The sequence below is a fragment of the Streptomyces sp. NBC_01092 genome (assembly GCF_045039535.1).
Lineage (GTDB): Bacteria > Actinomycetota > Actinomycetes > Streptomycetales > Streptomycetaceae > Streptomyces.
Window position 1 is genome coordinate 819,386 of the sequence record NZ_CP108659.1, and the last position, 11,500, is coordinate 830,885.

Below are 11,500 nucleotides of genomic sequence, written 5' to 3' on the forward strand. Positions count from 1 at the left end.
GGACGCGACCTCATCCGCCGTCGGCGAACCTCCGCGCGAGGTCCCGGTGATGCTCCGCCACCCGGCCCGCCTCCGCCCCGGTGATCGCGGCCCCCGGCATCGCGCCCAGCCGCTCGATCTGCTCGGCGGAGCGGATGTGCTGGTCACGGCCGTGCTCACGGCAGGCCAGGCAGGTGACGCTCTCCGGCCGTGCCGAGGTCATCGCGTACGGGACCCGCAGCCCGCAGCCGGTGGTGACCCGCTCGGGCAGATCACCGACCAGACCGAACGTGCCGGCCAGCAGATTGCGCACACGGGCGTCGTCACGGGTCACTCGCCGGTCGACGTGGATGTGTGGATCGGCACCGTCCATGAGCCCATCCTGCCCGCCCGTCCGTCGTAGGCCCACGCCCGGGTCGCGAGCGGACGTCCGGGGTGCACCACTCGTCAGTGGTCAGTACGGTGCTGTTCGGTGCTGTTCCGGTGTTCGAGCGCGGCTGCGGGAGGCGACATGAGCGGCGACAAGGCGGAGAAGCTGCCCCGCAAGAGGTACGAGAAGGAACTGCTGCGCCTCCAGACGGAGTTGGTGAGGCTTCAGGAGTGGGTGCGCGCGTCGGGCGCCCGGTTGGTCGTGATCTTCGAAGGGCGGGACGCGGCGGGCAAGGGCGGCACCATCAAACGCGCCACGGAACACCTCAACCCGCGCGTCGCCCGGATCGCGGCTCTGCCCAAGCCGACCGAGCGCGAGCGCACACAGTGGTACTTCCAGCGGTACGTCGAGCATCTGCCGGCCGCCGGGGAGATCGTGCTGTTCGACCGGAGCTGGTACAACCGGGCGGGCGTCGAGCGCGTCATGGGCTTTTGCACCAAGGAGGAGTACCAGCTCTTCCTGCGGCAGTGCCCCATCTTCGAGCGGATGCTCGTGGAGGACGGGATCCTGCTGCGCAAGTACTGGTTCTCGGTGAGCGACGAGGAGCAGCAGGAGCGCTTCCGGCGCCGGCTGGAGGATCCGCTGCGCCGGTGGAAGCTGTCCCCGATGGACCTGGAGTCCATCACCCATTGGGAGGACTACTCGCGGGCCAAGGACGAGATGCTGGTGCACACCGACGTCACCGAGGCGCCCTGGTACGTGGTCGAGAGCGACGACAAGCGTCGGGCGCGGCTCAACATGATCGCCCACCTGCTGGGCTCCGTGCCATACCAGGACGTGCCCCCACCGGTCCTTGAGCTGCCCGAACGCCCGGAGTCGACCGGCTACCGGCGACCGCCCCGCGAGCTCCAGACCTACGTCCCCGACCACGCGGCGAACATCTGAGACTCAAGTCCCCTCGGTGCGGACCACGGCGACCGGGCACTCGGCGTGGTGCAGCACCGCCTGACTGACCGAGCCGAGCAGCAGCCCGGCGAAACCGCCCCGCCCGCGCGCGCCGACCACCACGAGCCCGGCGTCGGCACTGGCCTCGATGAGGGAGTGCCGCACCCGGCCGCGCACCAGCCTGCGGTCCACGGCGACATCGGGATACCGGTCGCGCAGCCCGCCCAGCGCCTCGGTGAGCACGCGCTCCTCCTCGTCCTGCAGCCGGTCCTCGTCGTACGTCACGAAGGGCGGGTCGGCGGGAGCGCCGTAGGAGCGCTCGGTCCGGGTGCTCCAGGCATGCAGCGCCTGTAGCCGCACGCCGTGCAGGGAGGCGTGCGCGAAGGCATATTCGACGGCGCCGCGCGCCGCGGGCGAGCCGTCCACGGCGAGGAGAACGGGCCCGGCCGGGTTGGGCCTGCTACGCACCACCAGCACCGGGCAGGCGGCATGGGCGGCCAGGTGACCGGCGGTGGAGCCGAGCAGCAGCGCGCCGAACCGGCTCAGGCCCCGGCTGCCGACCACGGCGAGGGACGCGGTGCGCGACTCGATCTCCAGCACCGTCACCGGTTCCCCGACGACGACCTCGCGCATGATCTCGACGCCGGGTCCCGTTTCGTGCGCCCGCCGCTCCGCCTTGGTGAGCGTGCCGTCGATCAGCTCGCGCATCCCGGCGCCGCTGGGCTCCCAGGGCCGCCCGCCGTGCGGTATGCCCGCGGCCGGCCAGCCGAAGGCGTGCACCAGCCGCAGCCCGACGCCGCGCAGCCCGGCCTCGCGCGCCGCGACCTCCACGGCCGCCAAGCTCGACGGCGAACCGTCCACCCCTACGACAACCGGGCCCATCATCGAGTTCCCCTTTCCGGTCCCCGGGCCGGATCCCCGGTCCCCGGGCCGGATCCCCGGTCCCCGGGCAGGATCCGCGGGCGCGGGACCGTCTGCGCGGGCCGGACTCGGCGGGCACCGTACGACTGCTCCGCGCCTGGGCGGCCCACTCACCACCGGTGCCCGGTGCCCGGTGCCGGGCCGGCGACCGCTGTCCTCCCAGCCTCCCCCCGCCCGCCCCATTGCGCACCGGACGGGACAGGACGGCAGCGGACCGGCACGAGCCGGTCAGTCCGGCAGGACCAGCCGTCCCTTCTCCCCCGGCTGGAGGGACACCTCGCGGTCCGGGAGGCGTACGTCGATCGGTGAGGCGTCGGAGGACGGGACCTCGATCTCCAGCAGTCCCCGCTCCAGACGCAGCCGGACGCCCCAGTTCTCCTGGTAGCGCAGCGCGAACCCGTACGTGGACAGCTCGGGCAGGGGCACGGGGTCGAGCCACAGCGCGCCGTCCCGGGTTTCCAGGCCGGTCAGCCCGCGCTGGACGAGGTCCAGAGTGCCGGCCATGGCACCCAGGTGGATGCCCTCGCCGGTGGTGCCGCCCTGGACGTCGGCGATGTCGCCCTGGAGGGCCTCCTGGACGAACGTCCACGCCTCGCTGCGCCGGCACCTGGCCAGCACCCAGCCGTGGACCAGGCCGCTGAGGGTGGAGCCGTGGCTGGTGCGGTGCATGTAGTAGTCGACGGTGCGCCGCCACATGTCCTCGTCCAGCCGGTGGCCCAACCGGGCGAGCAGGTCCCGCAGTTCGGCCGGTGAGAAGAGGTAGCCGAGCATCAGGACGTCGGCCTGTTTGGAGGCCTTGTAGCGGTTGACGGTGTCGCCCTCCGCCTCCAGGATCCGGTCCAGCCGGCGGATGTCGCCGTAGCGGCCGCGGTAGCCGTGCCAGTCGAGTTCGGACAACTCGCCGTAGCCCGCGAACTGGCTGATGACATCGTCGTGGAAAGGGACGTGCAGCGTGTGCGAGACGTCCTCCCAGAGTTCGAGTTCACCGCTGTCCAGGCCGGTGCGTTCGGCGAGTTCACGGCGGCGGGGCTCGGGCAGGGTGTCCAGCAACTCCAGGGTGCGGGCGAGCACCCAGGCCGCGGTGACGTTGGTGTAGGCGTTGTCGTCGAGGCCGGGCTGCTCGGCGTCGGGGTATGCCTCGTGGTACTCGTCGGGTCCGACGACGCCCTTGATGCGGTAACGGCCCAGGCTGTCGTCGTAGACGGCCTTGTCGCCCCAGAAGCGGGCGATCTGCAACAGCATTTCGGCGCCCTTGGTGTGCCGGAACTCCATGTCGCCGCTCGCCTCGCAGTACTGCCACACGTTGTAGGCGATCGCCGACCCGACATGGTGCTGGAGATGGGAGTGGTCCGGCAGCCAGCGTCCCGAGCGCGGGTTGAGATGGAGCTGCTGGGTCTCCTCGCGCCCGTCGCTGCCGCTCTGCCAGGGGTACATCGCACCCCGGCGGCCGGCCGCCGCTGCGGTGGTGCGGGCCTGTTCGAGGCGGCGGTGACGGTAGCGGAGCAGGGCGCGGGAGACCTCCGGGAAGTGCAGGTTGAGGTAGGGCAGCACGAACAGTTCGTCCCAGAAGACATGGCCGCGGTAGGCCTCGCCGTGCAGTCCCCGGGCGGGGACGCCGACGTCGAGGTCGGCGGTGTGCGGGGAGAGGGTCTGGAGGACGTGGAAGAGGTGCAGCCGCAGGATGCGGCCCGACTCGCCGGGTACGTCGAGTTCGGCGCGGCGCCAGAGCTGGTCCCAGGCCGCACGATGCGTCTCGGCGAGCGCGTCGAAGCCCGGGGAGCGGCCCACCCGGTCGACGGCGGCGTGCAGCGGGTCACCGATCGCCGGGTCGCGGGAGGTGTGCAGCGCGACGGTCTTGTCGACGGTGACCGTGCGGCCGGGGGCCAGGTCGATCGTCAACTGCTGGACGACATACGGCAGTTCGTGGCGGATCGCGGACGGTTCGTCAGCGGTGAGCCGGGCCGCTAGGCCGATCCCGACGTCGGAGGTGCGGGTGCGGCAGCGCAGCCAGACCGTGTCCGGGGCGGAGGTGCCCGTGTGGATGTGGGTCAGATGACGGCCGTCGAGGTCCCGGTAGCGCGGCACGCCGGAGTTGGTGACACCGCCGTCCAGGGCCGCCTCCACCTCCAGCCGGCAGGAGAATCCCTCGGACGTGAACTCGGTGCGCAGGGCGGCCAGATGTGGGTCGGCCATATGCGCCATGCGCAACTGGCGTACCGTCAGCACACGGTCGCCGCCCAGGTCGTAGCGTGTACGGCGCTCCAGCAGCCCTACGGACAGGTGCAGCATCTGCCGGTGTTCGAGCACGGTCGAGGTGTCGGGGTCGATCCAGTGCGCCCCTGGGAGGCGGAAGCGCAGGGACAGCCAGTTGGGGACGTTGACCATGTCCTCGTTCTCCACCTGGAGGCCCCCAACATTGGAGGTGAGCCGGTTGTAGATGCCGGCCACATAGGTCCCCGGATAGTGGATGTCGTCGGCGGCGCATTCGGGGAGCGCTCCCCGGGTGGCGAAGTAGCCGTTGCCGAGCGTGCACAGCGACTCGCGCAGCCGTTCGTCGGCGGGCGTGTAGCCCTCGTACTCCCAGCTCCAGCCGTCCACTTCGTCCACTTCGGCTTCCGAACCGAGATTGGTCGCGTCCGTCTCCCTGCCCGGGTCCGTCACTTCGGCTCCCCTCCCGCGCAGAGCTCTGCGAGGTCGCGTACGACGATGTCGGCGCCGTGCCGCAGCAGCCGCGCCCCGGTGTCCGCACCGGCGGCCCGGTCCACGCCGACCACCAGGGCGAATCCGCCGCGCCGGCCGGCCTCCACACCCGCCAAGGCGTCCTCGACTACGGCCGCTCGGTCGGCGGTCACGCCCAGGCGCCGCACGGTCTCCAGGAACAGGTCCGGCTCCGGCTTGCCCGCGAGGCCCAGCCGGGCCGCCTCGCCGCCGTCCACGAGGGCGTCGAACAGATCGAGCACCCCGGCCCGGCTGAGCAGCTCGCCGGCGTGCCGGGAGGCGGAGGCGGCGGCACGGGGCACTCCTGCCGCCCGCAGCGCCTTCACCAGCCGTACGGTCCCCGGGTAGGCGTCGACGCCCTGTTCGCGCAGCCTCGCGGTGAACAGGCGCTCCTTGTCCTCGGCGACGGACCGAACCGTCTCGTCCGACGGCTCGATGCCGCGCGCGGCGAGGAAGGCGGCGGCTCCGTCGAGGCGGGACTTGCCGTCGACGTGGCGCAGATAGTCGTCGCGCACGTCGAAGGGGCGGCGCTGGTCGGGGTCCGCGGGCGGATGGGCGCGCAGGAAGTCGTCGAAGGCGACCTTCCAGGCGGCGGCGTGCACCTTGGCCGAGTCGGTGATCACGCCGTCGGTGTCGAAGACGACGGCGCGTACATCCCGCAGGGCGGGGGCGAGCGGGGCTGCGGACGGGTCGGGGACGTCCCTGGATCGGTCGGGGACGTCTCTGGATCGGTCGGAGGCGTTCCCGGACGGGCCGGAGGTGTTCCCGGCCGCGTCGACGGTGTCCCCGGACCGGCCGGAGGTGTTCCCGACCGCGTCGACGGTGTCCCCGGACCGGCCGGAGGTGTTCCCGACCGCGTCGACGGTGTCCCCGGACCGGCCGGAGGCGTTCCCGGCCGGCTCGGCGGTGTTCCCGGACCGGCCGGGGTTGGAGGGCCGCCGCATGGGGTCACGCCCGCTGGGGCGGGACGGGGCGCGGGCGGCGCGCGGGGCGCCGTCGCGCTTCTACGGCATCCGGGGGATTTCCGGCCGGGTCGGCACCATGGATCGCGAGGCGCACGGCCTCCCCACCTCCACTCGACGGTTCGCCCGCGACCGGCGGGATCCGCTCATGGGTACCCGTCCCGCCCGTATTGTCACCTTCGTGACCCCTTACTCGGCGAACGGGCCTGGCGCACCCGCTGCGGCCGTGGTGTGCTGGAGGGGACGGGAAGGACCCAGACCGACGCGGAGAAGCGGCTGACAGCCGTGCACCGCGCAATCAGGATCCGCGAGAAGTGGATAGGGCCCTTCCCGCCCCCCTGCCGTCGTGTCAGTCACCCCGGTACAGCGCTGTAAGCAGCTCTATCGCCGCCTGTGCTGCGGGGTGCGGGTCCTCACGCCACCAGGCCAGCCGTACGGCGATGGGTTCGGCGTCCCGGACGGGCCGGTAGACGACGCCGGGGCGCGGGTACTGGTGGGCGGTGGCCTCGGCCGTCATGCCGACGCAGCGGCCGGTGGAGATCACCGTGAGCCAGTCGTCGACGTCGTGTGTCTCCTCGATCGCCGGACGTGAGTCGGGCGGCCACAGGTCGGTGGTCGTGGTGCCGGTACGCCGGTCGACGACGAGCGTACGTCCGCTGAGGTCGGCCAGCCGGACCGAGCGACGCCGGGCCAGCGGGTCGTCGGCGGCGACCGCGCACAGCCGCCGCTCCAGTCCCACGATGGCGGAGTCGAACCGCCGGTCGTCCACGGCCCGGCGCACGACCGACAGGTCGCAGGCTCCCTCGGCGAGCCCCGCGGTGGACGAGTTGACGCGCACGAGCTGAAGGTCGGTCCCGGGGTGGGCCGCGACCCAGCGGCGCTGGAAGGCCGGGGTGTGCCGGCCGAGCGCGGCCCAGGCGTAGCCCATCCGCAGCCGGGCGTGCCCCGAGGTCGCCTCCCGGACCAGGTCGTCCACCTCGCCGAGCACCCGGCGGGCGTGCGCCAGGACGCGCAGCCCGGTCCCGGTCGGGGTCACCTCGCGGGAGGTCCGCCGCAGCAGCCGGACGCCCAGGGCCCGCTCTAGCGAGGCCAGCGAACGGGAGACGGCGGCCTGGGAGACGCCGAGGGCGATGGCGGCGTCGGTGAAGGTGCCCTCGTCGACGATCGCGACGAGACAGCGCAACTGCTTCAGCTCCACATCCATGACTCAAGCGTATAGATGGTCGACTGAACGCATTTTGCGCAAGGATCGAGCGGTCGCACGATCGGCGTATGCGCACCCGACCAGCTCCCGCGCCGACGCCCCTGACCCCGCTGGAGCCCTCCGGGCGGACCGGCGGACGGCCGGCCGGCGTGGCCACGATGATCGGCAGTGGTCTGTCCAACCAGACCGGCGCCGCGATCGGCTCCCTCGCCTTCCCCGTCCTGGGCCCGGCCGGTGTCGTCGCCGTGCGCCAGTACGTCGCCGCCCTCGTCCTGATCGCCGTCGGCAGGCCGCGGCTGCGTTCGTTCACGTGGGCTCAGTGGTGGCCGGTGCTGCTGCTGGCCCTGGTGTTCGGCACCATGAACCTCTCCCTTTACTCGGCGATCGACCGCGTCGGGCTGGGCCTGGCGGTGACTCTGGAGTTCCTCGGCCCGCTCACCATCGCCCTGGCGACCTCGCGCCGCCGCGTGGACGTGTGCTGCGCGATGATCGCCGCGGCCGGTGTCGTCACGCTGATGCGTCCGCAGCCCTCGGCCGACTACGTCGGCATGGGCCTGGGCCTGTTGGCGGCCGCCTGCTGGGCGTCGTACATCCTGCTCAACCGCACCGTCGGCCGACGTGTCCCCGGAGCGCAGGGTGCGGCGGCCGCGGCGGGCATCTCGGCCGTGATGTTCCTGCCCATCGGCATCGCCGTCGCGGTACGGCACCCGCCCACGGCCGGCGCCGTCGCCTGCGCGATCGCCGCCGGGGTCCTGTCCTCGGCCGTGCCGTATCTCGCGGACCTGTTCACCCTCCGGCATGTCCCGCCCCGCGCGTTCGGCCTGTTCATGAGCGTCAACCCGGTCCTCGCGGCCCTGGTCGGCTGGGTCGGCCTGGGCCAGGGCCTGGGCGCACCGGAGTGGGCGAGCATCGGCGCTATCGTCGCCGCCAACTCGCTGAGCATGGTGACGTCGCGGAGTTGAGGGCAGGCAGATCAGCTCAACGTCGGTCACCGGAGTGTGAAGCCCGTGCCCGCATGCGCCCCGGGGGCCGCGAGGCATCGCGCACTGACTTCCCGGCGAGCCGAGACCCGGCTCGGCCGGCGTCTCAGATGGCTTCGCGAATGGCCCGCTCGAAGCCTTCGACGTGGCTGCGGGCGAGCTGCGCCGCCCGATCGGCGTCACCCGCGACGATCGCCTCTACCAACGGTCCGTGCTCCTCGACGTGGCCGGCCATGTCGGACAGCCGGTCGACGAACAGGCACCAGATACGGGTCGCCAGGTTGTCGTGGCGGACGAGGGTGTCCTCCAGGTACGGATTGTGCGTGGCGGCGTAGATGGCGCGGTGGACCTGGAGGTCCAGGTGCATCAGCTCGCGGGCGTCGCGCCCTCGGGGACGCACGCTCTCCAGCTCCCGCCGCAGGAGCGTCAGGGACGCCCGGTCCGTGGCCGTGGCGCGGCGTGCGGCCTGGGCGGCGGCCAGGGGTTCCAGTTCCAGGCGCACCTCGGAGATGTGGGCCAGGTCGGTGATGTTGACGTCGGTGGCGAAGGTGCCGCGTCGGGGGTAGGTCGTGATGAGCCGCTCGTACTGGAGCCGTTTGAGCGCCTCGCGCACCGGCGTCCGTCCGACACCGAGGGACTGCCCCAGCTGGTCCTCGTTGATCGGCGCGCCCGGACGGATCTCGAGCATGACGAGCCGGTCGCGGATGGCGCGGTAGGCCCGCTCGGCGAGGGACAGTTCCTCACCTCTGGGCTCGGTCGCCACGTTCTGCATGAGGCCCCCTTGACCTGTCCGGCGAGCTCCCATACCGTACCGCACAGTCTGATATATCAGAAGCTCATCAGTTGCTCTTTAGTTGGCTCCCAGGATGGTGCACAGATGGCAGCGAACCCGTCGATCACCACGTCCACCTCTTCCCTGTCTCTCCCGCTCGGCGAACTCGACCCGGACGTCGCGACCGCGGTCGCCGCCGAACTGCACCGGCAGCAGTCCACGCTCGAGATGATCGCCTCGGAGAACTTCGCCCCGGCCGCCGTCATGGAGGCCCAGGGCTCGGTCCTGACCAACAAGTACGCCGAGGGCTACCCGGGCCGCCGCTACTACGGCGGCTGCGAACACGTCGATGTCATCGAGCAGTTGGCCATCGCCCGGGTGAAGGAGCTGTTCGGCGCCGAGGCCGCGAACGTGCAGCCGCACTCGGGCGCCCAGGCCAACGCGGCCGCGATGTTCGCGCTGCTCGACCCCGGCGACACGATCCTCGGCCTCGACCTGGCGCACGGCGGTCATCTGACCCACGGCATGCGCATCAACTACTCCGGCAAGCTCTACAACGTCGTGCCGTACCACGTGCGCGAGTCGGACCTGCGCATCGACATGGACGAGGTCGAGCAGCTCGCCCTGGCCCACCGGCCGAAGCTGATCGTCGCCGGTTGGTCGGCCTACCCCCGGCGGCTGGACTTCGCCGCGTTCCGGCGGATCGCCGACGCGGCGGGCGCGTATCTGATGGTGGACATGGCGCACTTCGCCGGGCTGGTGGCCGCGGGCCTGCACCCGAACCCGGTGCCGTACGCCGACGTCGTCACGACCACGACCCACAAGACCCTCGGCGGCCCGCGTGGCGGCGTGATCCTGAGCCGGGCCGGCCTGGCCAAGAAGATCAACTCGGCGGTGTTCCCGGGCCAGCAGGGCGGCCCGCTGGAGCATGTCATCGCGGCGAAGGCGGTGGCCTTCAAGGTGGCGGCGGGCGAGGAGTTCAGGGAGCGCCAGCAGCGCACCCTGGACGGCGCCCGTATCCTCGCCGGCCGGCTGCTGGCCGACGATGTCGCCGAGGCCGGGATCACCGTGCTGACCGGCGGCACCGAGGTCCACCTGGTCCTGGTCGACCTGCGGAACTCCTCGTTGGACGGTCAGCAGGCCGAGGACCGGCTGCACCGCATCGGCATCACCGTCAACCGCAACGCGGTGCCGTTCGACCCCCGCCCGCCGATGGTCTCCTCCGGCCTGCGGATCGGCACCCCGGCCCTCGCCACCCGCGGCTTCGGCGAGGCGGAGTTCCGGGAGGTCGCCGACATCATCGCCGAGGCCCTGAAGGGCGAGCGGCCCGACGACGAACTGCGCGCACGGGTGGAGAAGCTCGCCGCCGCGTTCCCGCTCTACCCGCACCTGATCGGAGACGCGGCATGACCACCGAGCCGCTGCCGGAGCACCCGGACTTCCTGTGGCGCAACCCCGAGCCGCGCTCCTCGTACGACGTCGTCATCGTCGGCGCGGGCGGCCACGGCCTGGCGACCGCCTACTACCTCGCCAAGAACCACGGCATCACCAACGTCGCCGTCCTGGAGAAGGGCTGGCTGGCCGGCGGCAACATGGCCCGCAACACCACGATCATCCGCTCGAACTACCTGTGGGACGAGAGCGCCGCGATCTACGAGTACGCGCTCAAGCTGTGGGAGGGGCTGCCGGAGGAGCTGGACTACGACTTCCTGTTCAGCCAGCGCGGTGTCCTCAACCTCGCTCATACCCTCCAGGACGTCCGCGAGGGCGTGCGCCGCGTCAACGCCAACCGCCTCAACGGAGTTGACGCCGAATGGCTCGAACCGGACGAGGTCGCCAAGGTCTGCCCCATCCTGAACGTCTCCTCCCGCACCCGTTATCCGGTCCTCGGCGGCACCTTCCAGCCGCGCGCCGGCATCGCCAAGCACGACCACGTCGCCTGGGCTCTGGCCCGGCGCGCCGACGAGCTGGGCGTGGACCTGATCCAGGGCTGCGAGGTCACCGGTTTCCTCAAGGACGGCAACCGGGTCGTGGGCGTCGAGACCAACCGGGGCCGGATCCTCGCCGGGCGCGTCGGGCTCGCGTCCGCCGGGCACAGCAGCGTGCTGGCCGAGCGGGCGGGAGTACGGCTGCCGGTGCAGTCGCATCCGCTCCAGGCGCTGGTTTCCGAGCTGCACGAGCCGGTGCATCCGACGGTCGTCATGTCGAATCACGTGCACGTCTATGTGTCCCAGGCACACAAGGGCGAGTTGGTGATGGGCGCGGGCGTCGACTCCTACAACGGCTACGGGCAGCGCGGCTCCTTCCACGTGATCGAACAGCAGATGGCCGCCGCCGTCGAACTGTTCCCCGTCTTCGCCCGTGCCCATGTGCTGCGCACCTGGGGCGGCATCGTCGACGTCAGCCCGGACGCGTCCCCGATCATCGGCACCACGCCCGTCGAGAACCTCTACGTCAACTGCGGCTGGGGAACCGGCGGTTTCAAGGCCACCCCGGCGGCCGGCTGGACCTTCGCGCACACCATCGCCACGGGTGAGCCGCATCCGCTGAACGCCCCCTTCGCCCTCGAACGTTTCGCGACGGGCGCCTTGATCGACGAGCACGGCGCAGCAGCCGTGGCCCACTGAAGCTTGTTGAGAGAAGGACACC

General features: G+C 71.8%; 10 protein-coding genes. 4 read left to right on the plus strand and 6 right to left on the minus strand.

All coding sequences use genetic code 11. From position 1 onward, the window contains the following. Window positions 1-10: 10 nt before the first annotated feature. Entirely contained in the window at window positions 11-352 is a 342-nt protein-coding gene (locus OG254_RS03440; RefSeq protein WP_405577088.1) for a hypothetical protein, read from the minus strand. Between the two features lie 138 nt (window positions 353-490). Here OG254_RS03440 and ppk2 point away from each other — a divergent pair, with 138 nt between their 5' ends. Further along, the gene (gene ppk2, locus OG254_RS03445) at window positions 491-1,294 is read left to right on the plus strand and encodes a polyphosphate kinase 2 (RefSeq protein ID WP_405577089.1); all 804 of its coding nucleotides are present in this window, start codon (window positions 491-493) and stop codon (window positions 1,292-1,294) included. A gap of 3 nt (window positions 1,295-1,297) precedes the next feature. On the opposite strand, the gene OG254_RS03450 is transcribed toward ppk2, so the two are convergent. The 4 genes from OG254_RS03450 to OG254_RS03465 form a co-directional block, all read right to left on the minus strand. Further along, the gene (locus OG254_RS03450; RefSeq protein ID WP_405577090.1) at window positions 1,298-2,179 is read right to left on the minus strand and encodes a universal stress protein; all 882 of its coding nucleotides are present in this window, start codon (window positions 2,177-2,179) and stop codon (window positions 1,298-1,300) included. Window positions 2,180-2,443: 264 nt separating this feature from the next. After that, window positions 2,444-4,813: a glycoside hydrolase family 65 protein gene (locus OG254_RS03455; protein WP_405594828.1), complete on the minus strand. Its 2,370-nt coding sequence runs from the start codon at window positions 4,811-4,813 to the stop codon at window positions 2,444-2,446. 59 nt (window positions 4,814-4,872) lie between these two features. Beyond that, window positions 4,873-5,595, minus strand: a complete 723-nt coding sequence (locus OG254_RS03460; RefSeq protein ID WP_405594830.1) for an HAD family hydrolase — start codon at window positions 5,593-5,595, stop codon at window positions 4,873-4,875. A gap of 649 nt (window positions 5,596-6,244) precedes the next feature. After that, a complete protein-coding gene (locus OG254_RS03465) occupies window positions 6,245-7,099 on the minus strand; it encodes a LysR family transcriptional regulator (protein WP_405577091.1) in 855 nt (284 codons plus the stop codon). 68 nt (window positions 7,100-7,167) lie between these two features. Between OG254_RS03465 and OG254_RS03470 the strand changes: the two genes are divergently transcribed. After that, window positions 7,168-8,061, plus strand: a complete 894-nt coding sequence (locus OG254_RS03470) for an EamA family transporter (protein WP_405577092.1) — start codon at window positions 7,168-7,170, stop codon at window positions 8,059-8,061. A 124-nt stretch (window positions 8,062-8,185) separates the two neighbouring features. Here the strand turns inward: OG254_RS03470 and OG254_RS03475 are convergent, their stop codons facing one another. Next, the gene (locus OG254_RS03475; RefSeq protein ID WP_405577093.1) at window positions 8,186-8,851 is read right to left on the minus strand and encodes a GntR family transcriptional regulator; all 666 of its coding nucleotides are present in this window, start codon (window positions 8,849-8,851) and stop codon (window positions 8,186-8,188) included. 105 nt (window positions 8,852-8,956) lie between these two features. Between OG254_RS03475 and glyA the strand changes: the two genes are divergently transcribed. Together glyA and OG254_RS03485 are read left to right on the plus strand one after the other, a co-directional pair. Continuing rightward, window positions 8,957-10,261, plus strand: coding sequence for a serine hydroxymethyltransferase (gene glyA / locus OG254_RS03480; RefSeq protein ID WP_405577094.1), 1,305 nt, complete (start codon window positions 8,957-8,959; stop codon window positions 10,259-10,261). Beyond that, window positions 10,258-11,478: a sarcosine oxidase subunit beta family protein gene (locus OG254_RS03485; protein WP_405577095.1), complete on the plus strand. Its 1,221-nt coding sequence runs from the start codon at window positions 10,258-10,260 to the stop codon at window positions 11,476-11,478. The genes glyA and OG254_RS03485 overlap by 4 nt, the downstream gene beginning before the upstream one ends. The last annotated feature ends 22 nt before the right edge of the window (window positions 11,479-11,500 follow it).